The sequence below is a fragment of the Streptomyces sp. NRRL S-337 genome (genome assembly GCF_000720175.1).
GTDB lineage: Bacteria > Actinomycetota > Actinomycetes > Streptomycetales > Streptomycetaceae > Streptomyces > Streptomyces siderophoricus.
On sequence record NZ_JOIX01000015.1, the window covers coordinates 83,830 to 108,525 of the forward strand.

30 protein-coding genes are annotated in these 24,696 nt (G+C 69.6%); 21 read left to right on the plus strand and 9 right to left on the minus strand.

Annotated features, from left to right (window positions below):
- The first annotated feature begins 325 nt into the window (after positions 1-325).
- The gene (locus IG62_RS0113620; protein ID WP_030801524.1) at positions 326-1,168 is read left to right on the plus strand and encodes an arylamine N-acetyltransferase family protein; all 843 of its coding nucleotides are present in this window, start codon (positions 326-328) and stop codon (positions 1,166-1,168) included.
- Positions 1,169-1,464: 296 nt separating this feature from the next.
- Here IG62_RS0113620 and IG62_RS0113625 read toward each other — a convergent pair whose 3' ends face one another.
- Both IG62_RS0113625 and IG62_RS0113630 read right to left on the minus strand, forming a co-directional pair.
- Positions 1,465-1,857 (minus strand): RidA family protein, encoded by a 393-nt coding sequence (locus IG62_RS0113625; protein WP_030801527.1) that lies wholly within the window; start codon positions 1,855-1,857, stop codon positions 1,465-1,467.
- Positions 1,858-2,244: 387 nt separating this feature from the next.
- Positions 2,245-3,018: a hypothetical protein gene (locus tag IG62_RS0113630; protein WP_030801529.1), complete on the minus strand. Its 774-nt coding sequence runs from the start codon at positions 3,016-3,018 to the stop codon at positions 2,245-2,247.
- Positions 3,019-3,185: 167 nt separating this feature from the next.
- On the opposite strand from IG62_RS0113630, the gene IG62_RS0113635 reads away from it, so the two are divergent.
- Positions 3,186-3,782, plus strand: a complete 597-nt coding sequence (locus IG62_RS0113635; RefSeq protein WP_030801531.1) for a TetR/AcrR family transcriptional regulator — start codon at positions 3,186-3,188, stop codon at positions 3,780-3,782.
- Between the two features lie 259 nt (positions 3,783-4,041).
- Here the strand turns inward: IG62_RS0113635 and IG62_RS0113640 are convergent, their stop codons facing one another.
- The 3 genes from IG62_RS0113640 to IG62_RS0113650 all read right to left on the minus strand — a co-directional run bounded on the left by IG62_RS0113640 (position 4,042) and on the right by IG62_RS0113650 (position 8,375).
- Entirely contained in the window at positions 4,042-5,181 is a 1,140-nt protein-coding gene (locus IG62_RS0113640) for an alpha/beta hydrolase (protein ID WP_078871989.1), read from the minus strand.
- A gap of 237 nt (positions 5,182-5,418) precedes the next feature.
- Complete coding sequence (locus IG62_RS0113645; protein WP_030801536.1) at positions 5,419-7,101, minus strand: bifunctional 3'-5' exonuclease/DNA polymerase; 1,683 nt, start codon at positions 7,099-7,101, stop codon at positions 5,419-5,421.
- Positions 7,102-7,220: 119 nt separating this feature from the next.
- Positions 7,221-8,375 (minus strand): winged helix DNA-binding domain-containing protein, encoded by a 1,155-nt coding sequence (locus tag IG62_RS0113650; protein ID WP_030801539.1) that lies wholly within the window; start codon positions 8,373-8,375, stop codon positions 7,221-7,223.
- Between the two features lie 258 nt (positions 8,376-8,633).
- Between IG62_RS0113650 and IG62_RS0113655 the strand changes: the two genes are divergently transcribed.
- From IG62_RS0113655 to IG62_RS0113695, 9 genes are all read left to right on the plus strand, one after another.
- Positions 8,634-8,879: a chaplin gene (locus IG62_RS0113655; protein WP_030801541.1), complete on the plus strand. Its 246-nt coding sequence runs from the start codon at positions 8,634-8,636 to the stop codon at positions 8,877-8,879.
- Between the two features lie 243 nt (positions 8,880-9,122).
- Positions 9,123-9,521: a rodlin gene (locus tag IG62_RS0113660; RefSeq protein WP_030801544.1), complete on the plus strand. Its 399-nt coding sequence runs from the start codon at positions 9,123-9,125 to the stop codon at positions 9,519-9,521.
- 364 nt (positions 9,522-9,885) lie between these two features.
- Positions 9,886-10,119 (plus strand): chaplin, encoded by a 234-nt coding sequence (locus tag IG62_RS0113665; RefSeq protein WP_030801546.1) that lies wholly within the window; start codon positions 9,886-9,888, stop codon positions 10,117-10,119.
- 275 nt (positions 10,120-10,394) lie between these two features.
- On the plus strand, positions 10,395-10,682 hold the full coding sequence (locus IG62_RS0113670) for a hypothetical protein (RefSeq protein ID WP_030801548.1): 288 nt from the start codon (positions 10,395-10,397) through the stop codon (positions 10,680-10,682).
- Between the two features lie 269 nt (positions 10,683-10,951).
- Positions 10,952-11,353 (plus strand): rodlin, encoded by a 402-nt coding sequence (locus IG62_RS0113675; RefSeq protein ID WP_030801550.1) that lies wholly within the window; start codon positions 10,952-10,954, stop codon positions 11,351-11,353.
- 474 nt (positions 11,354-11,827) lie between these two features.
- On the plus strand, positions 11,828-12,223 hold the full coding sequence (locus tag IG62_RS0113680) for a rodlin (RefSeq protein WP_030801552.1): 396 nt from the start codon (positions 11,828-11,830) through the stop codon (positions 12,221-12,223).
- A 148-nt stretch (positions 12,224-12,371) separates the two neighbouring features.
- On the plus strand, positions 12,372-12,983 hold the full coding sequence (locus IG62_RS49835; RefSeq protein WP_030801556.1) for a chaplin: 612 nt from the start codon (positions 12,372-12,374) through the stop codon (positions 12,981-12,983).
- Positions 12,980-13,237, plus strand: coding sequence for a hypothetical protein (locus IG62_RS0113690; RefSeq protein WP_030801558.1), 258 nt, complete (start codon positions 12,980-12,982; stop codon positions 13,235-13,237). The genes IG62_RS49835 and IG62_RS0113690 overlap by 4 nt, the downstream gene beginning before the upstream one ends.
- A gap of 170 nt (positions 13,238-13,407) precedes the next feature.
- Positions 13,408-14,253: a nitrilase-related carbon-nitrogen hydrolase gene (locus tag IG62_RS0113695; RefSeq protein WP_030801560.1), complete on the plus strand. Its 846-nt coding sequence runs from the start codon at positions 13,408-13,410 to the stop codon at positions 14,251-14,253.
- 24 nt (positions 14,254-14,277) lie between these two features.
- Here IG62_RS0113695 and tatA read toward each other — a convergent pair whose 3' ends face one another.
- The gene (gene tatA, locus IG62_RS0113700) at positions 14,278-14,484 is read right to left on the minus strand and encodes a Sec-independent protein translocase subunit TatA (protein ID WP_030801562.1); all 207 of its coding nucleotides are present in this window, start codon (positions 14,482-14,484) and stop codon (positions 14,278-14,280) included.
- Between the two features lie 394 nt (positions 14,485-14,878).
- On the opposite strand from tatA, the gene rpmG reads away from it, so the two are divergent.
- From rpmG to IG62_RS0113730, 6 genes are all read left to right on the plus strand, one after another.
- Positions 14,879-15,043 carry a 50S ribosomal protein L33 gene (gene rpmG, locus IG62_RS0113705; RefSeq protein WP_030801565.1) on the plus strand — a complete coding sequence of 55 codons (165 nt, stop codon included), beginning with the start codon at positions 14,879-14,881 and terminating at the stop codon, positions 15,041-15,043.
- Between the two features lie 5 nt (positions 15,044-15,048).
- Positions 15,049-15,300 (plus strand): type B 50S ribosomal protein L31, encoded by a 252-nt coding sequence (locus tag IG62_RS0113710; RefSeq protein ID WP_030801566.1) that lies wholly within the window; start codon positions 15,049-15,051, stop codon positions 15,298-15,300.
- Positions 15,300-16,448 (plus strand): CobW family GTP-binding protein, encoded by a 1,149-nt coding sequence (locus tag IG62_RS0113715; protein WP_030801567.1) that lies wholly within the window; start codon positions 15,300-15,302, stop codon positions 16,446-16,448. The genes IG62_RS0113710 and IG62_RS0113715 overlap by 1 nt, the downstream gene beginning before the upstream one ends.
- 81 nt (positions 16,449-16,529) lie before the next feature.
- Positions 16,530-16,766 (plus strand): 30S ribosomal protein S18, encoded by a 237-nt coding sequence (gene rpsR / locus IG62_RS0113720; protein WP_030801569.1) that lies wholly within the window; start codon positions 16,530-16,532, stop codon positions 16,764-16,766.
- A 94-nt stretch (positions 16,767-16,860) separates the two neighbouring features.
- A complete protein-coding gene (locus IG62_RS0113725) occupies positions 16,861-17,178 on the plus strand; it encodes a hypothetical protein (RefSeq protein ID WP_037838290.1) in 318 nt (105 codons plus the stop codon).
- A 105-nt stretch (positions 17,179-17,283) separates the two neighbouring features.
- A complete protein-coding gene (locus tag IG62_RS0113730) occupies positions 17,284-17,523 on the plus strand; it encodes a DUF397 domain-containing protein (RefSeq protein ID WP_030801570.1) in 240 nt (79 codons plus the stop codon).
- 126 nt (positions 17,524-17,649) lie between these two features.
- Here the strand turns inward: IG62_RS0113730 and IG62_RS0113735 are convergent, their stop codons facing one another.
- Entirely contained in the window at positions 17,650-18,144 is a 495-nt protein-coding gene (locus IG62_RS0113735; RefSeq protein WP_030801573.1) for an ATP-binding protein, read from the minus strand.
- 313 nt (positions 18,145-18,457) lie between these two features.
- Between IG62_RS0113735 and IG62_RS0113740 the strand changes: the two genes are divergently transcribed.
- From IG62_RS0113740 to IG62_RS0113755, 4 genes are all read left to right on the plus strand, one after another.
- Positions 18,458-19,321 carry a helix-turn-helix domain-containing protein gene (locus tag IG62_RS0113740; RefSeq protein ID WP_030801576.1) on the plus strand — a complete coding sequence of 288 codons (864 nt, stop codon included), beginning with the start codon at positions 18,458-18,460 and terminating at the stop codon, positions 19,319-19,321.
- Positions 19,322-19,425: 104 nt separating this feature from the next.
- The gene (locus IG62_RS0113745) at positions 19,426-20,883 is read left to right on the plus strand and encodes an aldehyde dehydrogenase family protein (protein ID WP_030801578.1); all 1,458 of its coding nucleotides are present in this window, start codon (positions 19,426-19,428) and stop codon (positions 20,881-20,883) included.
- A 373-nt stretch (positions 20,884-21,256) separates the two neighbouring features.
- Positions 21,257-21,805: a DinB family protein gene (locus IG62_RS0113750; protein WP_030801580.1), complete on the plus strand. Its 549-nt coding sequence runs from the start codon at positions 21,257-21,259 to the stop codon at positions 21,803-21,805.
- A gap of 174 nt (positions 21,806-21,979) precedes the next feature.
- The gene (locus IG62_RS0113755; RefSeq protein ID WP_030801583.1) at positions 21,980-22,621 is read left to right on the plus strand and encodes a PadR family transcriptional regulator; all 642 of its coding nucleotides are present in this window, start codon (positions 21,980-21,982) and stop codon (positions 22,619-22,621) included.
- A 49-nt stretch (positions 22,622-22,670) separates the two neighbouring features.
- Here the strand turns inward: IG62_RS0113755 and IG62_RS0113760 are convergent, their stop codons facing one another.
- Positions 22,671-23,147: a polyketide cyclase gene (locus tag IG62_RS0113760; RefSeq protein ID WP_234326481.1), complete on the minus strand. Its 477-nt coding sequence runs from the start codon at positions 23,145-23,147 to the stop codon at positions 22,671-22,673.
- A 128-nt stretch (positions 23,148-23,275) separates the two neighbouring features.
- Positions 23,276-24,691 (minus strand): glutamate decarboxylase, encoded by a 1,416-nt coding sequence (locus IG62_RS0113765; RefSeq protein ID WP_030801587.1) that lies wholly within the window; start codon positions 24,689-24,691, stop codon positions 23,276-23,278.
- Positions 24,692-24,696: the final 5 nt, after the last annotated feature.

Genomic DNA, 24,696 nt, shown 5'->3' on the forward strand with positions numbered 1-24,696 from the left:
AGAACCTGTCCAGGACTGAGCCGCCAAGAACCGCACGTCATCTCGTCCACAGGTCTTGACTATTGCTCGTACGGTGCCGTGGTTCGTACGGAACCTTGGTTCGTACGGTGGCCCTGCGCGTACCGGCCTTGGCGTGTCACCGGCCCTCTCCCCAGACCCTGACGTGCCCTGCCATGAGCCTGATCAGGAACCCTAAGACTGGTCAGGGCCGGACCTAGTAGGCCGCCTCGGGGACAAGCCTTAGGACGAATAGCCGATCCCACCACGGCGGCAGATCTCCTACGCTCGGGACGGGAAAGACCTAGGTCAACGGGGAGGGCGCAGCGTGCCGACCAATGCCGTTTGGGGCGGGGATCAGCTGGATCTGGAGGCGTATCTCGCCCGGATCGGCTACGAGGGCGACCGCCGGCCCACCCTGGAAACCCTGCGCGCACTGCACGCCGCCCACCTGTGCTCGATCGCCTTCGAAAACCTCGAGATCGTGGTGGGCCGGCCCGTTCTGCTCGACCTGGAGTCGTTGCAGGCCAAGATGGTCGAGCAGGGCCGCGGCGGCTACTGCTACGAACAGAACCTGCTCTACGCCGCCGCTCTGGACCGCCTCGGTTTCCGGATCTCCGGCCTCTGCGCCCGGACCCGTATGGGCGAGCGGCGCATCCGCCCGGCCACTCACGCGCTGCTCAAGGTCGAGCTGGACGGTGCGGACTGGATCACCGACGTCGGCTTCGGCGCCGAGGGGCTGCTCGAACCCCTTCCGCTACGGGACGGCGTCGAGTCCCACCAGGGGGAGTGGACGTTCGGCCTGATCCATGAGAAGGAGACGGAGACGGCTTCCGAGGCCTGGGTGCTCCGGACACGCCACGCAGACGACTGGTTCGACCTCTACGCCTTCGGGACCGAACGGCGCTTCCCCGTCGACTACGCGGTCTTCAACCACTACATATCCACCCACCCCCGCTCGCCGTTCACCGGCCAGATGGTGGTGCAGCGCCCGAGCCGCGACCTGCGCAGGACGCTGATCGGCCGGGAGTACGCGGTGACCCGCCCGGACGGCACCCGCGAAGCCCGCGAGGTGAGCCCCCAGGAGCTCCCGGACCTCCTGGCCGCCGAATTCGGCCTCACCTTGTCGGCAGCGGACGCGCAAGCACTGGCGACGTTCCACGAACGCTAGGGGGAGACACCCTCTGGATGGACGGCCGGATGGCTGGACGGCCAGGCGGCCGGGAGGCCGGGAGGCCGGGAGGCCGGGAGGCCGGGAGGCCGGGAGGCCGGGAGGCCGGGAGGCCGGGAGGCCGGGCGGTCAGACGGCCGGAAGGGTGGACGGCCAGGCGGCCAGAAGAAGGGGCAACGAGCAGACGGCCCGACGGCCAGACGAGCAGCCCACAGTCGACCGTTCGCCCCTTTGGCCCCTTGACCCCTCGTCCTCTCCTCGCCCCCAACTACTCAGTACCACCCACCCGTTGCCAGCTACCGGACCACCGCGATCCCCTCGATCTCGACGAGGGCCGCCTCGTCCCAGAGGCGGGTGGCGCCGATCACGGCCATCGCCGGGTAATCACTGCCGACCAGCCGCTTCCACACCCGGCCGATCTCCCGAGCGTGCCGGCGGTAGTCCGCGATATCGACGGCGAAGACGGTGAGTTTGGCGAGGTCCGACGGGGCGGCTCCGGATGCGGCCGCGACGTCCAGGAGGTTCGTCAGCGCACGCTCGAACTGCTCGACGATCCCGTTCCCCACGATCCGGCCCGTACCATCCAGCGCGGTCTGACCGGCGAGGAGGACCAACGTTCCCGGCGCGGCCCGGACGGCGTGACTGAACCCGGTAGGCGGGGCGAGGTGCGGCGGATTGATTCGCTCCATCTCTCCGCCTCCCACGGCTCTCCGCGGCGCGTCCCCGGCGCCGCTCGCCGTCTGCTCGGGCTCACCGCTCATCTCAGTCTCCGCACTCATCCCCACGAACTCCCTTCCACCGCCCACTCGTACCGCACCCGCCGCGCACGCGCACCCGCCGCGCACGCGCACTCGTACTCACACGCGTCCTCGTACGCGCACGCGTCATCGTGCTCGCACACGCACTCCAGGGATTGAAGCCCGTCCTGTTCCTCCTGGGGAAGCCGTCCACCGGGGAAGACACATCGGAGTCGGCCACCGGGGTAGGTTCGTAGAGCACCCAGAGCGGCGCCCAAAGCGCCCAAAGCGCCTACAGCGCTTACAGCGCCTGAGGTCCAAACCCGGGGCAGTCCACCCTCACACCTCTGTGGTCGCTGGCAAACCAGCAGTCGCCAGTGGGTCCCGGCCGTTCAAAGTGCCTTGGGCGGCATAAGGGAGGCAGCGTACGAACCCGGCCTCGTGGTGGAACGGTGCTGCCTGATGCGCCTGGATCGCTGCTTTGTGATCGGGCTGCGCGGAGCCGTACGCGTAGCGGCGCATGGCGTCCACGCTCTGCCATATGGAGAACGTGCTGACGAAGCGGGGAGGTCTGGCCAGGGCGAGGGACGCAAGCAGGGCGGGATCGGCTGCCGCTCGCCCGGCGGCCCGGGAGTTGGCACGGAGGAACGGCAGGGCGCGACGCAGGCGGAGCTGTCCGAGGGTGAGGACGGCGACCGGGGTGGCGGTAGCGCCGGACGCCACCTGCTCGCCGTATTCCTCCTTGCCGTCTTCGTGGTCGCCGTAATCCTGGTTGTCATCCGTCGCTGTGCCGGGTGCGACCTCCACCGGCATCGCGCTCCATGATCCGGACATCCGGATGGGCCGTAGTCGTACGTGCCAGCCGCCTGCCAGCCGTTCCGCCAGCGGGTTCTTCTCCACGCGGAGGAAGCCGTCGAGTGCGGCGTCGCCCTCCCAGGAAGCGAGCAGGGCGACCCGGCCCGGATGCAGCTTGGGCAGGCCGGCCGCGATGGCCCCGGTCAGTGTCGTCCGGGCGGAGCGCAGCCCCGGAACGTCGTCCGGATGCAGCCGCTCGCGGAGGAGGGCGGGTACGGCACGCGCCCCTACGTCGGCGACATGCAAGGAAATGATCACAGCGACCCCCGTATCCGGTCGCCTCACGGTGAGCCGACCGTAAGCTGCTCGTAAGTTACTCATGCGTATACCAAGCGGTACACGATCTAGTATCCTTCATCACAGCGGTGATTGCGAGAGGAATCGAGCAGTCGGAATCGGCCAAACGGAGGGGTGGCGAGGGTCGTATGAGGGAGATCGATCGGGGGCGCGCGGCGCGCGCCGAGGCCAGGACGCGTATCGAGGACACCGCCGCCCGGCTGTTCGCCGAGCGCGGCTACGCGGGCACGACCATCGGGGAGATCGCCACCGAGGCCGGCCTGAGCAAACCCATGCTCTACCGCCACTTCGACTCCAAGCAGGAACTGCACCTGGCCCTGCTGGAGCGACACCGCGATGAGCTGGCGGCCGCCCCGATCCAACAACTCCTGCACGGGGAAGGGGATCTGGACAGCCGTATGAGGGCGATGTACGACGCCTGGTTCGGATATGTGCAGAGCCATCCGTACACCTGGCGGATGATGTTCCGTGACACCACCGGGGACGCGGAGGTGCAGGACTTCCACCGTGAACTGCAGCGCAGACAGCGCGAGACGGACATGGCGCTGCTCCGGGAGTTCGCCCCCGGTCTGCCCGAGGGCGAACTTGAGCCGCTGGCCGAGGCGATCCGCAGTTCGCTCTACGGACTCGCCCTGTGGTGGCTGGACCAGCCCGAGCAGCCACGGGAACTACTGGTGTCGGCGATGACCCGGATTACCCGTGGCCTGATTTCAACCGTCGGGTAGCCGGGGGAGGGGCGAGAGGCGCCGGCCCTTGAGGGGGCACCTGCGCAGGGACCAGATGCGCAGGGAACAGGCCACCCGGCCCAGGTCACCGTGCGCAGCCCACACGGCGCAGGTCACACAACCCAGGCCACACGGCGCCGGTCACACAACCCAGACCGCTCAACTCAGGCCACACGCCCAGGCCACTCGACGCAGCCGCCTCCCGCGCCCAAACCCGGAGCCCACACCCGCGACTCGCAGCCCACAGCCCCCAGCGCGCTCAGGCCACCACCGCCCCTCCCGCCCCGTCCGCCCGCTCCGGATACAGCGCCGACCGCAACTGCCCCTTCCAGTGCGCCTTCGTCTCCCTGGCGAGGCGGGTGTCCGGGGCGTGCAGCTCGAAGCCGTGCCACGCGCCGGGGACGTTGTGGACCGTCACCGGCACGCCCGCGTCCATCAAGCGCCGGGCGTACGCCAGGCCGGTGTCGCGCAGCGGATCGAGGTCGCAGACCATGACGTACGCGGGCGGCAGGCCGGAGAGGTCGGTGGCGCGGGCCGGCGAGGCGTAGGCGTCCGGCACCGTCGTCCCCTCGGGGAGGTAGTGCTGCCAGGCCAGGCGCACGGTCCGGAGGCTGTTCAGCCAGGGGTTCGGCGGCGCATCGGCACCGGCCCCGGCACCGGCTCCGGAGCCGGCCCCCGCCCCGGCGTTCTCGTCCTCCGGCATGGCCGGAATGGGCTGCTCGGCGGCGCGGTCGTCCACGTCCGGTACGCACATCGACTGGTAGACCAGCCCCGGGCCGCCGCGGTCGCGGGCCATCAAGGCGACGGCCGCGCTCAGCCCACCGCCCGCCGAATTCCCGGTGACGGCAATCCGGTCCGTGTCGATCCCCAGATCATTCGCCTGCTCGGCCGTCCACTCCAGGGCCAGATAGCAGTCCTCCACACCGGCCGGGTACCGGTGCTCCGGAGCGAGACGGTATTCAACGGTGACGACAATGGCGGGCAACTCGCGGCAGAGCGCGATCGCCGACCGGTCCTGACCGGGCAGCGAGCGACCGATGGCGTATCCGCCACCGTGAAAGTGCAATACGGCGGGCAGGAGGCCCTCCCCAACCTCCCTGCCCTCGTCGTCCTTCTCGTTCTCCTCGTTCTCCTCGTTCACCTCAGCCTCCGCCCGCACCGGCCGGTAGACCTCGACCGTGAGGGCGCTCCCGTCCGGCCGCGCGATGTCGTACCGCGTGCTGCTCACCGAGGTCCGATCGGCCGGGCGCAAAGCCAGCAGCCCGCGGAACTTCTCGCGGGTGGCCTCGATGTCCTCATATGGATCCGTGAACGGCTGCAACTTCCCGAGGTAAGGGACCAGTTCGGGATGCACGGCCAATCCGGGCGGGACAGTTATAGGAAGGTTCTTCTCAGCCATATACGTCTCCTATCAGCGTTGACGTGCGGATGTGGCGATATGGCGAAGCCGGAGCGGCCGAACCGAGGAAACCGGGGAAGCCGAGGGGAATCGAGGAAACCGAGGAAACCGAGGACACGAAGAAACCGACCGAAACCAAGCGAAGCCAATGCAAACCAAGAGAAACCAAGCGAAACCAAGGAAAATCAAGGAACTTGAGAGCCGCAAGCCGCCCGAAGAGGGCAGCACGCACGCACCTCACTTCGCGTCCGCGTAGCACTCCACCACCACCGTGGTGAAGGGAAAGCGGACGGGCGTCTCGCCGAACGCCGTCCGGCCTGCCGTCGCGGCCGCTGCCGTGATGGCCTCGGACACCGCGGTCGCCTCCTCCGCGGGGCAGTGCACGATCACCTCGTCGTGCTGGAAGAACACCAGCTCGGCGCGGAGACCGCCCGCCCACAGCGCCCGGCGCAACGCGGCCAGCAGCAGCAACGCCCAGTCGGCGGCGCTGCCCTGCACGACGAAGTTACGGGTGAACCGGCCGCGGGCGCGGGCGGCCGCCGAACTGCCGCCGTACCCCGTGGACGGCTCCTCCTCCTGGGGCAGGCCCGCCTCGTCGGGCGGTGCCATGGAGGCGGGCGGACAGGTGGGGCCCAGCCACGTACGCACCAGGCGTCCCTCCTCGCCCGCGCGCGCCGCCTCGTCCACGTACGCCACGGCCGCCGGATAGCGGCGGCGCAGATCGGCCATGTGCTTGAGGGCGTCACCCGACGTCTGGCCGTAAATCGCCCCCAGGAGCCCGAGCTTGGCCCGGTCCCGGTCGCCGCCGAACGCACGGGCGGCCAGGTCCGCGTAAAGGTCCTCGCCGCTGCCGGCCACCTCCATCAGGCCCCGGTCGCGGGAGACCGCGGCCAGCACTCGCGGCTCCATCTGGTCCGCGTCGGCGACCACCAGGCGCCACCCCGGATCGGCGAGCACCGCCCGGCGGATCACCTTCGGGATCTGCAACGCACCCCCGCCGTTGGTCGTCCAGCGGCCGGAGACCGTGCCACCGGGCAGGTACTCGGGACGGAACCGGCCGTCGTGCACCCACTGCTGCAACCACGCCCACCCATGGGCGGTGTGCAGACGGTAGAGCGTCTTGTACGCCAGCAGCGGCGCCACCGCGGGATGATCGACCTGCTGCAGCTCCCACTTACGGGTCGAGGTCAGCGGAATCCCGGCCCGGCCGAACGCCTTGACGATGTCGTTCGGCAGATCGGGACGCACCCGCGCACCGGGCCCGAACGCCCGGGACACCTCGTCCGCCAGCTCCGCCATCCGCCGTGGCTCCAGCCCGCCAGGGAAACGCTCGCCCAGCAGCTCGTCGAGCAGCGCACGATGCACGTCCGCACGCCACGGCACGCCCGTACGCCCCATCTCGGCGGCCACCAGCATGCCCGCGGACTCGGCGGCGAGCAGCAGCCGCATCCGCTCCGGGTGCTCGGCCCGTGCCGTCCGCGCGACCTGCTCGGCATAGACCTCCGTCAGCGCCGACAACTCGTCCGTACCGGGCGGCAACGGCACCGGACCCGGTTCGAAGAGGGACGGCTGGGTCTCCGCCGCACGCGGGGGAGCGTCCGGGGGCACGGGCAGGGAGTGCAGCCGTGCCCAGGCGGCGGCCAGCGAACGCGGCTGCCCCGACTGGCCCTCCTCATGGCCGGTCAGCAGCGCCTCCGCGGCCTCGACGTCGTAGCACCGCTCGACGCGCACACCGGCAGTCAGCAGCCGCCGGTAGATCTCGGCGGTGGACCGCCACACCCACCGCTCGACCTCCGGCCGCGACCGGACCGCCTCGGCGAGCGACGGCTCGCTCACCACCGGCCCCGCCACCCGGCCGTCCGGAGTGAGCGGGCAGAGACGAGCACCCCCGTCGCCCGTCTCCACCACCGCCCATCTCATGTCCTGCAGTCTTGCACCAGGGTCTGACAATGGCCCTGACCTGCACGTTCGCCACACACGGCAGCACAATTTCCCGTGGCGGTCACGGGCGCGGTCACGGGCGCGGTCACGTCCACGACCTACCGCACCCGCACCACCAGCCGCCGTTCGCGGCCCGTGCAGCGGGCGAGATGGGCGGCCTCCGCCTCCAGGCCCGCGGCCGGCACCGCGCCGTGCTCCGCGAACAACGTCACGTCCACCGTCTCCTCCCTGAACTCCCATACGCCCGCCACCCGACCCTCATGCACCACCACCGGCGAGATCCAGCCGCCGCTGCGGCTGACCGCGGTGCGCCGCGCGGCCGCGATGAGTCGCGTATCGGCGGTGCTGGGCCCGAGGACGTACTGATCGAAACCGGCCAGCAGCCGCACCTCCTGCGAGGGCTTGATGCGCGCCAGCGCCGCCACGTCCTCACTCCGCACATACGCCGTGCCCCCACCCCCGCCCGCACCCGTGCTGCCGCCCCCGCTCCCGGCCTCGATCTCGACCGGGGTCAGCCGGTCGCCGAGCGACTCGAACCATCCGCGGAGCACGGCCTTACGGGTCGCGCCGCGCAGCAGCCAGGCGTCGAACGTGGCCGGAGTGGCCGGACCGTGGGCCGCCAGGTACGCCGAGATCACCGCCGGCGCGGCCTCGTCCGGGTCCGGCACCCCTCGCCAGCCGGGCACCCAGGAGCGCGGTGAGGTGAACGTGACGTGCTGCCCCTGTGGCGGGCCCTGGCACAACCGGCCCGTCCAGGCCAGCGGTTTGAGCACGGCGCCCCAGCCGGACGCCAACTGCTCGCCCAGACCTTCGAGACCGGGCCGCGCCCGCACCGCGTCGATCAACTCCTGCCGGGTCAGCACCTGCCCGTCGAGGATCTCGTCGACGGCCTCACCCAGCCTCGACACCTGCTGTGGGCTCACCCCGAACGCCCGCTGCCAGGACGGCTTTTCCCATGTACGCGCCGCCCCCAGCAGGGCGAGATAAGCCGCCGCCCCGTCGGCCGGCAGCAGATGCAGCGTGCCCCGCATCGCCCAGGTCCTGACCAGCGACCGGGCCGCGAGCGCCTCCTGGACAGCGCCGCGGCGAGGCGTCCTCTGCCGTATCGCCAGGGCGAGTTCGGCCGCCGAGGCGACCTGCGCCTGCACGCCGGCCAGTTGCCCGACGAGCCGCTCCACCGAGGCGGTCGTCCGCGGCGCCAGACTCTGCTGCCGCAGCCGCCACGCCAGCACCTGCGCAAGTGTCACCTTCATGTCGCCATTGGAACCGACGCCACTGACAATCGGCTTTTCCCGGACGGGGTTTGGCAGCATCCCCCTAGCCGCGCCGCGTGCGACGATGACGACGAGACGCCCGGTAGGCCGAGCCGCCAAACGGCTAACGGCCGCCAGATGTGCGAGACGTCCCTTTCACCCGTTTGAGCCGCTACTTTTGCCCCGGTTGGTGAGTTGAACTGCTTGTCGCTCTAAGGGGCGCACGTATCTGAATGCCGCTCAGTGAAGAGGTACACCGTGAAGTTTGTCTCGAAGGCCGTCGTCCTGTCCGCCGCCGCGGGCATCACCGTGGTGGGCGCGGCCGGTATGGCCAGTGCCACCGGCGGTGCCTCCGCCGCGGGTGGCGCAGTCAACTCCCCCGGTGTCATCTCCGGTAACCTCATTCAGGTGCCGATCTCCATTCCGGTCAATGTGTGCGGCAATACCATCAATATCATCGGACTGCTGAACCCGGCATTCGGCAACGTCTGCATCAACCGCTGAGCGCTGTACAGAGGTTGATGCCCCGGGCCGCTGACGCGGGCGGTCCGCCCCAAAGGCCGGTACGCATTCCCGTACCGGCCTTTGTGCCGCCCACCACGTATCCGCGGCCGAAAGGCCGCCCGGATGCAGTGATATGTGTCTATCGTTCCGCGGCATTCGGGTGAATGGGCGAAACCGCACCCAAAGAAGCGAGTTGACCAGTGCGCTCCGGATACGGGCACTCCGCTTCGAGAAGGGTAAATCGTGATCAAGAAGGTCCTGGCCACGACGGCTGTAGCCGCGTCCGTCGTCGGAATTTCGGCGGCGATGGCGCCCCAGGCGATGGCGATCGGCAACCACCACGGCACGTCGACGGTCAACGGCAACGGAGCCAAGAGCGCGTTCGGCAACTCCACCACGCACGGCAGCATGAGCCCGCAGCTGGAGCTCATCCAGGGCACGCTGAACAAGCCCTGCATCGCCCTGGGCAAGGTGCCCGTGCAGGTCCTGGGCGCGATCCAGGTCCAGGACATCAATGTGCTGTCCAACCCGCAGAACCAGCAGTGCGTGGACAACTCGACGCAGGCGAAGGGCGACGAGACGTTGTCGCACATCATCGACGACATCCCGATCCTCTCCGGCAACGGCGTCGGCAACCACTGATCCGGTGCCATCGGCCGCAGGTCCGGACCGCCGGCTCTCACTTCCAGGGGGGTCCGGTCCTGCGGCGTCCCTTACGAACCGTAGGGACAGATATTCTCGATCTCCCTTTCGGTAGGAATTCGTATTCGGCGGATACCCCGTCTGTTCGAAGTCCGATGTTTTTTCCGCGTCGTATGCGCGGTGGCAATCTCTCGGGACGGTCATGCACCCTTCGAGCGATTCCTCTGAAAGCCACCGGGCAAGGGTTTCGTTCACGACGGGCAATCGTTACCAATATTGGCAGCGGCGTTACGGGCGAGCAGATCAGCGCCCGAGCGACACGACGGTCGTGTTCGCTACGGACCCGTTGCAGGAAGGGCTGAAAGTGAAGTACGCAAAGGTCGCAGCAGTCACTGCCGGTACGCTCATGGCAGTGGGTGCGGCTGCGCCGGCGTTCGCCAACGCGGGTGCCGCGGGCGGCACCAAGAACTCCCCCGGCGTGATCTCGGGCAACGCCATCCAGGTGCCGATCCACATTCCGATCAATGTGTGCGGTAACACCGTTAACATCGTCGCACTGCTGAACCCGGCGTTCGGCAACAACTGCCTGAACAACTGACTCGAAGGTATTCGAGCTGTGTCTTTGTGACCCGGCCCCGGTGCGTGTTTCCCTGTGCATCGGGGCCGGTCGCCATTCGTTTTAGCGAGTAGTAAAAGTCGTAGAGCCCCGTACTTTTCTGATGGGCCGGCCGCGAAGGGCGAAACTTCAGGGTTTCTTCGGGCGGCGGTCCTCGTTAATCACGCTGAAAGCGGTGATCCGAGCAGCGAAGTGATCGCTTATGCGGCGCTGATCTCCCGGGACCGTCAAGCACCTCCCGAGAAGGGACAGTTGAAGTGAAGTACGCAAAGTCTGCTGCGGTTGTTGCCGGTTCCGTCCTGGCGCTGGGGGCCGCCGCGCCCGCTTTCGCCGCGCCGCCCGGAGCTCCCACCATGAGCCTCAACGGCGCGGTGAACGACACGCTGAGCAGCGATCAGCTGGACGGCCACCAGCTCGCGCCGCTCCTCAACATGGTCAGGACCGCGCGGGACAAGGTCAAGGCGGCCGGCGCGAAGAAGCTGCTCGGTGGCGTCAACAGCACGGCCAAGAATGCACGGCTGCTCGGTGGTCTTCCGCTCAAGTAATTTCGACGCGTGGCCTCGGCCGCCCTCCGGTGGAATGCGACGGGGGAGCAAAAATCCACATCATCGGACTGCGGCGTTTGATTTCACGAGACTGCACCGCCCCCGGATGTTTTTCGTGCCGGGTTCCGGTGCCGGGTGCCGGTCGCGAGGCCGATCGGCAATACGCATCAGGCCACCCGCTGTTTGAGTGAATGAGAACAACCAAAAACGTCCCTGTCAGTTGGGCAGATTGCCCGGCCCAAAGGTACCCCGAAACACGAAGGACCAAAATGATCAAGAAGGCTCTGGCGACCGCTGCAGCGGCTGCGTCCATTGTCGGCGTAGCCAGCGCCGCTGCCCCTGCGGCGATGGCGATCGGTAACCAGCACGGGACGTCTTCCGTCAACGGCAACGGCGCGACGCAGTACTACGGGAATTCGACCACGTACGGCTACATGAGCCCGCAGATCGGCCTGGTACAGGGCTCGCTGAACAAGCCCTGCATCGCCCTGGGCAAGGTGCCCGTCCAGGCCCTGGGCATCCTGTTCCAGATCCAGGACATCAATGTGCTGTCCAACCCGCAGAACCAGCAGTGCGTCGAGAACTCCACCCAGGCCAAGGGCGACGAGCCGCTGTCGCACATCCTGGACAACATCCCGATCCTTTCGGGCAACGGCGCCGGGAACCACTGACCGGCTGAGCGAAACCCGGGCCGCCCGGCCCTCCTTCTTCCGGGCGGCCCGGGTTTTTGCTGCCCACCCCGGGGCCGGGAAATGTTATTCGCTCGTGACTGAACTCCGGCGCATCCGGTCGTTAGGAAGGGTGTGTGGAGGGAAGCATGCCAATGCCCTTGCGAATTGATGGGGTTGCCAGGGCATTGGCATGCCGGCCGGAAACGAGGACAGGGTCTGCGCAGCCGTTTGGACGGTGGTGCGGGCCCTGTGTCGTGGGCCGGGTCCCGATGAGCCGGTGAAGAGGGACGGGAGCCGGACGGCGAAACTCCGGGAGAAGTTGTCCCATTGTCGTTTTCGGGCCGGTGTGAGCGGCCTCTTTTCCGGCCGGCCGGGCCACTATTCGGGTGACGCTGCGCAACTCGCGGCCGCGTGGCGGGTTGTTCAAATAGGGCTCCCGGGCCGGGAGTTCCGTCTCCTGAAGGGTTTGCGTGAATGAAGAAGATTTTTGCGGGCGCGGCCGTGGCGGCTTCGCTGATCGGTATCTCCGTTGCGGCCGCTCCGCAGGCCATGGCGATCGGCGACCAGAAGGGCACCCAGACGGTCAACGGGAACGGGGCGGCGTCGATCTACGGCAACTCCACCACGCACGGCAAGCTGAGCACTCAGCTCGGGCTCGTCCAGGGCTCGCTGAACCAGCTGTGTGTCGCTGTGGGCAAGGTGCCGATCCAGGGCTTCGCACTGGGCCAGATCCAGGACATCAATGTCCTGTCCAACCCGCAGAACCAGCAGTGCGTCCATAACTCGACGCAGGCGAAGGGCGACGAGACGCTGTCGCACATCATCGACGACATCCCGATCCTCTCGGGCAACGGTGTCGCCAACCACTGAGTACGGCCGGCGGCTTCGGCCGTTGCACCGCTTGCGTCTCCGGGCGGCCGGCGCCGCGTACGCGCTGCCGGCCGCCCGGCCGTATTCGCACCACAGGGGGAGCGGGCCCCTGGGCCCGTACGCAACGACTGCAGACGAGGGATGAGAGATGCGACAGAGCCTGAAGACCTGCGTGCTCATGGCCGCGGCGTCGGGCGTGCTTGGCGCGGGTGGCGGGACGGCATACGCGGACGCCGGCGCCGGGGGAGGGGCCTCGGACTCTCCGGGGGTGCTGTCCGGCAACAGCGTGCAGGTGAGCGTGGACGCCCCGGTCAACGCGTGTGGCAATTCGGTCGACGGGGCCGCGGCGCTCAATCCCGCCATGGGCAACTCCTGCGGGAGCGGTGCGGCGCCCGCGCCGGCCGTACCGCCTCCCCCGGTGGCACAGCGGCCGCCCGTGTCGCCGGGCAAGCCGGCGGAGCCGGTGCGGCGCCCGGAGAAGGCGCACATGCGGCACGAGGCGCCGGCGCCGGTGAAGCCGGCGCCCGAGAAGGCGCCGCCGGCCGGTCACGGGGCCGCGCACGAGCCCGTGCACCGGCCCGCGCCGCGGTCCGTACCGGATCAGCGGATGGGCGCGGTGGCGCGGGCCGGCGCGTCGGCGGGCTCGGCGCTGCTGGCGTCCACGGGGACCGGCGAGCTGGGGACGGCGGCCGGCGCGGGCGGGGGCCTGCTGCTGGGCGGTGCGCTGCTGCTGCGCAGGGCCCGTACGCGGCGCCGGTGAGCGACGCGGACGACGTCGATCACTGGGTGGGGGCCGGCGGGGCCGGTGGCGCCCGGTGTATCCCGGGTGGCCGGCGGCGAGGCGGCCGGCCGAGCGGGTCCGGCGGGCCGCTCGGCCTGGGCCGCCCGGTCGATCCGGCCGTCGGCATCCCCGGACGGTTCGACCGCGGGCCGTCGCATCGCTTCCGGCGGGCGGGGCTGCGGCTGGAAGCCGCCCTTCCGGTGGCACGACGGATCGTGCGGATCAACGCGTGAGGACCCGCTCCGGCACGGGAAGGATCGTTCTTTCGCTCATTGGTGGGACCTGCCTCGCAGGGCGTTTGAAGGGCGCGGAAAGGGGGGTTCCGCGGGGTGGTGCCGGTCCGTTCTACCTCTGGCAAAATGGCGGTAAAGCCGCATAGGTGATGAGTCGATGAGGTGGGGACATGCTCATTGCGCTGGCGCAGACCGATTGCGTGCTGGGTGAGGTGGCGGACAATCTGAAGGTCGCCCATGAGCAGATCGAGCAGGCCGCGGCCCAGGGTGCCGATCTCGTCGTCTTTCCCGAACTGAGCCTGCACGGCTACCACTTGGGCGCACTCAAGCGCGACGAGTCCCTCAAGGCGAACGACCCGCGGCTGCTGGAGCTGAGCACCCTGGGCCCCGACGTCCTCGTCGGCTTCCACGAGCACACCAGCCTGCGCGCGTACAACACCGCGGCCCACTACGCGTCCGGCGCGCTGCTGCACGCCCACCGCAAGCTCTACCTGCCCAACTACCTCGCCTGGGAGGAGCGCAAGCACGTCAGTCCCGGACAGTCGCTGCGCGCCTACGAGCTGAAGCGGTCCGCCCACGGCGGCCGGGGCGCGACGCTGGTCTGCAACGACGCCTGGCAGCCGGTCCTGCCGTGGCTGGCGGTGCAGGACGGGGCGGAGGTGCTGTTCGTGCCGACCAACAGCGCGGCGAGCCTGGACCCGGAGGCGATGGACACCGGCCTGTACTGGGACACCCTGCTCTCCTACACGGCGAAGATGCTGCAGTGCTGGGTGGTCTTCGTCAATCGGGTCGGCAACGAGCACGGGGCGACGTTCTGGGGTGGTTCGCGGGTGGTGGACCCGCGCGGCGCGGTGGTGGCGCAGGCGCCCAAGTGGGAGCCGGCGCTGGTCACCGTCGAGATCGACCTGGCCGAGGCGCGCCGCCAGCGCCGGGCGGTGCCGCTGGTCGCCGAGGCCCGGCTGGGCCTGATCGACCGCGAGGTGCGGCGGCTGATCGACGAGGGCGGCGACCACTGACCACGGTCGGCCGCCCGGCCGGGGTCAGTGGCTGGCTGCGGACTCCGCCGCTTCTGCGCGGGGTGCCTCGGCGGCCCGGTCGTCCTTGAGGGCCTTGGCCTCGGACTTCAGGATCCGCATCGAGCGGCCCAGGCCGCGCGCCATGTCGGGCAGCTTCTTCGAGCCGAAGAGCAGCACCAGGACCGCGATGATCAGGAACAGGTGCCAGGGTTCGAAGGCGTTGCGGAGCATGCGCACTCGCTTCCGTCGGGGAGCCGCCAGGGGTCGGCGGGCGTTCTGTCCAGTATTACCCGGTCGTGCCGGGCGGTGCGGTCCGGGGGCCGCCGCCGGCGCCGGACGGCTGAGCGGGCCGCCGCCGGACCGGCCGGGCGCGGCTGGCGGCGCGCCCCTCCGCCGGTGCGCGGCAACTACGGATGACGGCCTGGAGGACGGCCCGGCGGGCCGCGTAACAGGCGACGACCGCCCGGCGCCGCGCCTTCCCCGTGATCCTGCCCTGCTGAGGCGTCGAAGGCCTTGACGGCATTGAAGGCGTCGAACGAATCGAAGGCATCTCAAGCGCTCCTTGCGGTAGAGGCCCAGGTCAGAGCCTATTGAAAATGGAAACCATTTCCGTATACTAACGGGCATGGCCCGCAACGAACTACGCCCGGTCGTCAAACTCCGGTCCACCGCCGGCACCGGATACACCTACGTGACCCGCAAGAACCGCCGTAACGACCCCGACCGCCTGCACCTGCGCAAGTACGACCCGGTGGCCGGCCGGCACGTCACCTTCCGAGAGGAGCGCTGAGCCCCATGAAGCACGGAATCCACCCCACCTACGGGCCGGTCGTCTTCCGCGACCGGGCCGCGGGCCACGCCTTCCTCACCCGGTCCACCGCCACCAGCGACAAGACCATCGAGTGGGAGGACGGCCACACCTACCCCGTCATCGACGTCGAGACCTCCTCGGCGAGCCACCCCTTCTACACGGGCACCGCCCGGGTGCTGGACACCGCCGGCCGCGTCGAGCGGTTCGAGCGGCGTTACGGCAAGCGGGCCCGCTGATGGACCGGCTGCACATCGTGCTGGTGGGCGGACTGCACGCGGACGCCCGGCGGGCCACCGTCGAGCGGCTGCTGCACTCCGTCCCCGGCAGCGTCGCCCTCCACCACGACCTCGCCCCGGCCGCCGACGGCACCGTCCGCCGCACCATCCGCGACGCCGGCGGCACCCTCGCCACCGGCGAGGCGCCGCTCGTCAACGACTGCGCCTGCTGCGCCCTGCGCGAGGACCTGGTGCCCGAGCTGGAACGACTGGCCGCCGGCCGCACCTGCCGGCTGGCGGTCGTCGAACTGTGGGACTCCGTCGAACCCAGGGCGATGGCCGAGGTCATCACCGGCTGTGGCAGCGAGCGCCTCGCACTGACGCAGGTGATCACGGCCGTCGACCCCGCGCTGCTGCTGCCCTACCTCGGCTGCGGCGACGACCTCACCGAAGCCGGACTGGCCGCCGCGGCGACCGACCGGCGCACGGTCGCCGACACCTGGGCCCGGCAGCTGGAATACGCACCCGTGCTGGCGGTCGCCGCGGGCGACGAGCCAGCCGAGCCCGCCGACCTGGCACTGCTCGCCCAACTGCACCCCACCGCCCGCCAAGTACCCGTAGAATCCGCCCAGTTGGCGGCAGCCGCCACGGCCGGATTTGACGTCGAGGCGGCCGCCGCCCGCCAGCACCCGGCCTGCGCGCTGCTCCCCCAGGAGGCCGACGCGGACGGCGTCGGCACCCTCGTCTGGCGCCACACCCGGCCCTTCCACCCCGAGCGGCTCTACGCCGCGCTGGAGGACCTGACCTGCGCGGCCGCGCGCAGCCGGGGCCGCTTCTGGCTGGCCGACCGGCCCGACACCCTGCTCTCCTGGGACGCGGCCGGCGGAGCGCTCTGCGTCGAGAACGCCGGACCCTGGCTGGCCGCACTGCCGGACGCCGCCTGGGAGATGGTCCCGCCGATGCGCCGCGCGGCCGCCGCACTGGACTGGCACCCCGAGCACGGGGACCGCGCCCAGCACCTGGTCTTCACCTCGCCGGGACTCGACCGCGACGGGCTTACGTCCCTCCTGGACTCCTGCCTGCTCACCGACGCCGAGTACGCGGGCGGCCCACCGGCCTGGAAGGCCCTGCCGGCGGCCTTCGACGAGCTCCTCGATCCGGTTTCGTAGTCCCTTGGTTCAGCTGGGTGCAGCTGGGTGCCCGCTGCACCGCACCACCCTCCCCGCCCTCCTTCGTCACAAGGACGTCCCATGCCCCGTCGGCACGACCCGCGCCGCAGGACCACGCCCCGCCCCAATCCGCTCGACGCGGCCGGCATCACATACATCGACTACAAGGACACCGATCTGCTGCGGAAGTTCCTCTCGGACCGCGGCAAAGTGCGCAGCCGCCGGGTCACCCGGGTCACGGCGCAGCAGCAGCGCCAGATCGCCCGGGCGATCAAGAACGCACGGGAGATGGCGCTGCTGCCGTACGCCTCACGGTGACGGGGGCCGGGGAACGGGCCGGCCGGCAGCGGATCCACCGCCTGGAGGCGGCACCGCACGGCCCGACCGACCTCCGTCAGCGAGGGTCTGGCGGGTGCTGACCGAGCCCGAGCTGATCGCCCGGTGGCCGATGCCCGTCGATTTCCGGCTGGCCGAAGGGCACCGCTGCGAGCAAGGGGGAGGGTGCTGCGGCTGCGCCGGCGGGACGCCGACGTGGGGGGAGGACGACGACCTCGCGGACTCGCCCCCCACCTGGTCCCTGGAACCCGAGGGGCGTGGCACACGTCTCTTCCTCGTCCATGAGGGCTTCGGCCCGGACGGGCCGTACCAGGTAAAGGCGCACCGCATCGTGGGCGGCGGCCGGCGATCGAGGGTGGAGGAGCGCTTGGGCCAGGTGCTCGACAAGCTGTGACGGGAGCGGCACCGGCTGTCGTGCACGTGCATCTGCGCATGCATCCGCATGTGAACGCAGCTATGATCCCGGGCAGTTGACACCATTTCTCACCGGGAGAGCCCTGTGCCCCACGCATACAACGGCATGGCCGCAACGGAGCTCCGCGACGTGACCTGGCAGAAGAGCCGGCACAGCAACTCCCAGGGCTCCTGCGTGGAGTTCGCCAAACTGCCCGGCGGTGAGATCGCGGTCCGCAACTCCCGCTTCCCGGACGGCCCGGCGCTCGTCTACACCCCGGCCGAGGTACGGGCCATGCTGCTCGGCGTCAAGGACGGGGAGTTCGACCACCTCGTACCGGACTGAGCGTTCACGCGACGGAGCGGCCACGGCGCCGGGTGGCACCACGCGTCGTCGGCACATGCATATGCAAGGAGCGCCCACCGGTAGGGCGGGCGCTCCTCGGGTGCGACGGATGGCGGGCAAGGCCGGCTACGGCAGCCGGAACTGCGCCCACACGATCTTGCCGTGGGTGACGCCGGACAGCGGGTGCCAGCCCCAGCTGTCGCTGAACGAGTCCACCAGATAGAGCCCGCGCCCCGATTCGGACGCCGAGTCCGCCGCGGAGTCCGCCTCGCCGGCCACCGGTGAGTCATCGCTGGGATCCCGCACCGCACAGATCAGCCGCTGCGACCAGCGCATCAGGTGGAGCCGGGTGGGCGGCGGGGCGTCGGCGTGCTCGGGGGCGGCGAGGACCGCATGCCTCAGGGCGTTGGTGACGAGTTCGGACACCACCAGCGCGACCGAGTCGAAGAGCTCGTCGAGTTCCCAGCCCTGGAGCGTGTCACGGGTGAACTTCCGCGCGGAGCGCACCGATTCGTACCGCGGGGGGAGCGTGCACGACGCGGATCCGGAGACGGCCAGCGGGTCGACGGGAGGAAAGCCCTGCCATAACGGCTCGAGCATGGTCAAAACCTTGGTCCCCATGCGAGGCACTCCTGGCGTTCGCGGACGTCATGACCCTGGCCGGTTCAGCCGGATCTGGCGGATCTTTCACGAGCGTGCATGCGTGCGCCGCCTATGGTTCCCAATGTGCGAGACAGATGCAAGGGCAGATGCACGTGCACGCGCCGCGATTGCCCGAAATCGGCCCGGTTTGGCGGCAATTATTGCCACCGGTTCTTGTGGAGGGCTTGCGAGAGCGGCTCATATCAGTAACCGGATGAGCACTCAACGAAGCCTGAACGTGGCAGACTGCGGCCCACCATTGGACGGGGTGGGTCACAGGAGGGTCAGAGAGGTGTCCGCAAGTGAGTCGAGCGGGTCGGTGGTGCGGCGGATCCTGCTCGGGTCGCAGCTCCGCCGACTGCGTGAATCCCGTGGGATAACCCGCGAGGCGGCCGGCTACTCGATCCGTGCGTCCGAATCCAAGATCAGCCGCATGGAGTTGGGCCGGGTCAGCTTCAAGGCACGCGACGTCGAGGACCTGCTCGTGCTGTACGGAGTCAGCGATCCGCAGGAGCGCGAAGCGCTGCTCTCCCTCGCACGCGAGGCCAACGTCGCGGGCTGGTGGCACAGTTACACCGATGTGCTACCCAGTTGGTTCCAGACGTATGTCGGCCTGGAAGGAGCCACCTCGCTCATCCGGGTCTACGAAGTCCAGTTCGTGCACGGGCTGTTGCAGACCGAGAGCTATGCGCAGGCCGTCATCCGGCGCGGTATGCCGGACGCCGCGCCCGCCGACATAGAGCGCCGGGTCGCGCTGCGCATGGAGCGCCAGAAACTGCTCGTCGCCGAGCGGCCCGCGCAATTCCACTGCGTACTCGACGAGGCGGCGCTGCGCCGCCCGTACGGCGAACGCGAGGTGATGCGCGAGCAGGTGCGGCATCTGATCGACGTTTCCGAGCGGCCCAATGTGCGCCTCCAGGTCATGCCGTTCAGCCTGGGCGGGCACGCGGGGGAATTCGGCGCCTTCACCATGCTCGGATTCCAGGAATCGGGACTCCCGGACGTCGTCTTCCTGGAGCAGCTCACCAGCGCACTGTATGTGGACAAGCCCGAAGAAGTGGCCCAATACGCGCGGGTGATGGACCGCCTCCAGGAAGAGGGGCCCAGTCCGGCGGAGACCAGAGACCTTTTGCGTGGTCTACTCCAACTTATGTGACGTCTATCCCATCTCATGTGACGCGTCGGTAGGATGCGCCCCATCAGGAGTCAGCACCCCCCAACTAGGCACCCTGCGTGCCCTGTTCTCCAGATCGGGATGGCATGTCCTACTTCGACGAGTTGGCCTATCAGTTCATCGACGGTGAGTGGCGCTCCGGAAGCGGCTCGTGGGACATCGTCGATTTCAATCCCTACAACGGCGAGAAACTGGCCTCCATACCCTGCGCCACGGTCGAGGAAATCGACCAGGCCTACCGCGCCGCCGAGCGTGCGCAACGGGAATGGGGCGCGGTCAATCCGTACACCCGGCGGCTGGTCTTCGAACGGGCCCTGCGGATCATCGACGACCGTGAGGCGGAACTGTCCGAGGCGATCGCCGCCGAGGTCGGCGGCACGCTCGCCAAGGTGGGCTTCGAACTGCACCTGGCCCGCGAATTCCTGCGCGAGGCCATCCAGTTGGCGCTGCGCGCCGAGGGCCGCATCCTGCCGTCGCCCATCGACGGCAAGGAGAACCGCCTCTACCGGCTGCCGGTCGGCGTCGTCGGGGTGATCAGCCCCTTCAACTTCCCGTTCCTCCTCTCGCTCAAGTCCGTCGCGCCGGCCATCGCGCTGGGCAACGCGGTGGTCCTCAAACCGCACCAGAACACCCCGATCTGCGGCGGCGGGCTGGTCGCCAAGCTCTTCGAGGAGGCCGGGCTGCCGGCGGGCGTGCTCAACGTCGTCGTCACCGACATCGCCGAGATCGGCGACGCGCTCATCGACCACCCCGTGCCCAAGACGATCTCCTTCACCGGCTCGGAGAAGGTCGGCCGCCACGTCGCCACGGTCGCCGCCGCCCACTTCAAGCACTCGATCCTGGAACTCGGCGGCAACAGCGCGCTGGTCGTCCTCGACGACGCCGACGTCGACTACGCCGTGGACGCCGCCGTCTTCAGCCGCTTCGTGCACCAGGGCCAGGTCTGCATGGCCGCCAACCGGATCCTGGTCGACCGCGCCGTCGAGCGCGAGTTCACCGAGAAGTTCGTCGCCAAGGTGGCGTCCCTCAAGGTCGGCGACCCCACCGACCCGCAGACCCACATCGGCCCGCTGATCAACGAGGGCCAGGCCGAGGCGGTGGCCTCCCTCGTGGACCGCGCGGTCGCCGAGGGCGCCTCAGCGCTCCTGCACGGCGAGACCCACGGCACGCTCGTCGCCCCCAGCGTCCTGAGCGGTCTCCCCGACGACTCCCCGCTCCTCACCCAGGAGATCTTCGGCCCGGTCGCGCTACTCGTCCCGTTCGACGGCGAGGAGGAAGCCGTACGGATCACCAACGCCACGCCCTTCGGGCTCAGCGGCGCGGTGCACACCGGCGACATCGAGCGCGGGGTGCGGTTCGCCAAGCGCATCGACACCGGGATGTTCCATGTCAACGACGCCACGGTCCACGACGAGCCGATCGTCCCCTTCGGCGGGGAGAAGAGCTCGGGGGTCGGCCGGCTGAACGGGGACGCGATGGTGGAGGCCTTCACCACCACGAAGTGGATCTCCATCCAGCATGGGCGGTCGGCGTTTCCGTTCTGAGCGGTCGCTTCATCTGTTCTGGGCGGTCGGCGGTTGGCATGCGTGTGCTTCGGGGGCGTGCGTGGGTTGGGGTCGCGGGCGGGGCGGCGGGGGTCGGGGTGTGGCGTGGGGTGATGCGCGGGTGCCTTGGGCCGGGGCTGCCTCCATTCTTTTCCGGCAACGATTACGGAGGGTAGTTTTGTTCCCGTGAACGTAACAGAGAGTGGTGGGAGTGGTGAGGGTGGGGAGGGAGCGTGCCGGGGGGTTGGGTGGGGGTGAGGGGTTGAGGAAAGAGGACACGAGCTGTCCTTTATGAGGGCTAGCTTGGGGGTGTTGGAGGGCGGCGGCTCGGTGTGGGTCGGGTGTCCTTGGTGTGGGGTGGAAGGTGGATGGCATGCCTACTCATGTTGTGGCTGAGGCTCATGGGGACGAGCTCGGGGCGCTGCTGGCCTTTTTGGAGGCGCAGCGGGGCGGGTTGCGGCGGGCCGTTCTGGGGCTGACCGACGAGCAGGCGAAGCAGCGGCCGAGTGCGAGTGAGCTGTCGCTGGCCGGGCTGGTCAAGCATGTCGCGGAGACCGAGCAGGGCTGGGTGGAGACGGCGCAGGAGCGGCCGCACTCGATCGAGCGGACGCAGGACACCTGGCACCTGTCGTTCCAGCTGGAGGACGGCGAGACGGTGGCCGGGGTGCTGAAGTTCTGGGACGACGTCGCCCGGCGGACCGAGGAGTTCGTGCGGTCCGTGCCGAGTCTGAACGACACGTTCCCGCTGCCCGAGGCGCCGTGGTTCCCGAAGGACGCCCGGCAGTCGATGCGCTGGCTGCTGCTGCACCTGATCGAGGAGACCGCCCGGCACGCCGGGCATGCGGACATCATCCGGGAGTCGCTGGACGGTAAGACCGCCTTCGGGCTGGTGGATGAGGAGCGGCAGGCCACGGAAGGGTAGGGCGAGGCCAGAGGAAGGGTTGCGGAAGGGTTGGAGCCGTAGCGTTCCTTGTGCGTTCTAGGCTGGGCCTTGAGGGGTCGGGGCGTCGTCCGGTGGCGGCCCGACCAGGTGTGGTGCCGAGGCGACGTGTCGTCGGGGCGACGGGCGCAGAGGTGACGGGACGCGAGGGGTGCGATGTCGGCGATCCGGCTGCTGGTACTGGGTGCCGTGCGGCAGCACGGGCGGGCGCACGGCTATCAGGTGCGCAACGACCTGGAGTACTGGGGCGCCCACGAGTGGTCGAACGCCAAACCCGGTTCGATCTACCACGCGCTCAAGCAGATGGCCAAGCAAGGGCTGCTGCGCGCGCACGACATCGCGCCCAGTACCGCCGGCGGCCCGCCGCGTACCGAGTACGAGGTGACCCCGGCGGGCGAGGCGGAGTATTTCTCGCTGCTGCGGGAGGCGCTCTCCAGGGCGGACCAGAAGTTCGACGTGCTGAGCGCGGGCATCGGCTTCGTGGTGGATCTGCCGCGGGACGAGGCGGTGGCGCTGCTCAAGCAGCGGGTGCGGGCGCTGGAGGAGTGGCGGTCCACGGTCACCGGGTACTACACGCCGGAGGAGGGGCCGGGGCAGCTCGGCCACATCGGCGAGATCATGAACCTGTGGGTGCACTCGGCGGACAGCGGCGCGGTGTGGACCCGCGGGCTTATCGAGCGGATCGAGGGCGGGGCGTACGTTTTCGCGGGCGAGGGGGAGCCGTTCGTCGGGGTGCTCGCCGAGGGGGAGGAGAACCCGTACGCGACCGGGGAGCGTCATCCCGGGGATGTTCACTGAGACCCTCCCCAAGACCGTCAGTAAGGCGCCGGGACCGTCGGCTGCCACGTCACCTGCCGGAGACGAGTTCGGCCAGGTGGTGCAGTGAGTTGGTGAGGTGCTCGGGGGCGAACGGCGGGAACTGGAGGTATTCCCGGATGCGCTGCGGCACCGCCGACCAGTCGTAGGTGAGGGTGACCTCGGTCTCGGACGGGCCGAGCGGTGCGAGGTCGTAACCCCAGGTCCAGCCGCCGAACTCCAGGTGACCGTCGGCCTTCTCCTCGCCCGGCAGCCAGCCGATGGCGCGCGGTGGGTCGAGCACCTGGACTTTGTTGGCCACCTGGTAGTCGCCGTGGGGGTGGTTGGGGTGGTACATGGCCATCCGGAAGATCTGTCCCACCTCCGTCAGCGGCGCCCGGTCGACCGCGTCCTGGACCCAGCCGGTGCCATCGATCGCGGCATGGGCCGTCGGATCCGCGAGCACCGCGAACACCCTCGCGGCGGGCACGGCGACAGTCAGGGTGGCGCTCACGTTCTCCTGGTCCACGGTGTGCACGCTCCTTGTCAGCTGGTCTCTGGCCTCGTGTGGGCGGAACCCGTACTCCGGCATACCCGCTTTTGCGGAGGCGGCCAAGGCGGCCAGGAGACGGCCCAGGCGGCGGCCCCGGAGACGGCCTAGTGGTGGAACGCCGTGGCCAGGCGTTGCGGGCGGTCCAGGGGGGCGGATTGCCGGCGGAGTTCCGGGAGGAGCTGCGTCAGGTCGTCGAGGAAGAGGTCGGCCAGGTCGTGGGAGAAGCCGTTGCGGCAGACGATCCGTAGGACGGAGAGGTCTTCGCGGTTCGGGGGGAAGGTGTAGGCGGGGAGCAGCCAGCCGCGTTCCTTCATGCGGCGGGAGACGTCGAAGACGTCGTACGAGGTGACGTGGTCGGCCGTGGTGAAGGCGAAGACGGGCAGTTGGTCCCCGCGGGTGAGGAGGGTGAAGTCGCCGAGGGCCTCGATGCGTTCCGCCGTGGAGCGGGCCACGTCGCGGGTCGCCTGCTGGACGGCGCGGAACCCGGCCCGGCCGAGGCGGAGGAAGGTGTAGTACTGGGCGGCGACCTGGGCGCCGGGCCGGGAGAAGTTGAGGGCGAAGGTCGGCATGTCGCCGCCCAGGTAGTTCACGCGGAAGACCAGCTCCTCCGGGAGCGCGTCCATGTCCCGCCACAGCGCCCAGCCGACGCCCGGGTAGACCAGGCCGTATTTGTGGCCCGAGGTGTTGATGGAGGCGACCCGCGGCAGGCGGAAGTCCCAGACCAGTTCCGGGTCGAGGAACGGGGCGATCATCGCGCCGGACGCGCCGTCCACGTGGACCGGGATGTCGAGGCCGGTCCGTTCCTGCACCTCGTCGAGCGCGGCGCAGATCTCGGCCACCGGCTCGTACGACCCGTCGAAGGTGGAGCCGAGGACGGCGACGACGCCGATGGTGTTCTCGTCGCAGAGTGCGGCCGCGGAGGCGGCGTCCATGTGGAAGCGCTCGCCCTCCATGGGGACCAGGCGTGCTTCGACCTCCCAGAAGTTGCAGAACTTGTCCCAGCAGACCTGCACATTGGCGCCCATGACGAGGTTGGGCCGGGCGCTGCCCGGGTAGCGGTCGGTGTTCCGCCGCATCCAGCGCCGCTTGAGCGCCATGCCGGCGAGCATGCCGGCCTCGCTCGACCCGGTGGTGGAGCAGCCGACGGCGGCCGACGGGTCGGGTGCGTGCCACAGGTCGGCGAGCATCGCCACGCAGCGCCGTTCCAGTTCGGCGGTGCGCGGGTACTCGTCCTTGTCGATCATGTTCTTGTCCCGGCACTCCGTCATCAGGACCCCGGCCTGCGGTTCCATCCAGGTGGTGACGAAGGTGGCGAGGTTGAGCCGGGCGTTGCCGTCCAGCATCAGCTCGTCGTGGACGAACTGGTAGGCGGTGTGCGGGGCGACCGGCCCGTCGGGGAGGGTGGTGTGGGGCGGTGACTCCTCCATGCCGGAGATCGGGTCGGCCTCGCCGTAGAAGGGGTTGACCGGACCGGCGGTGCGCTTCTCGTCGGCCTTCGATGCGCCTTTGTGCAGAGTCAACTCTC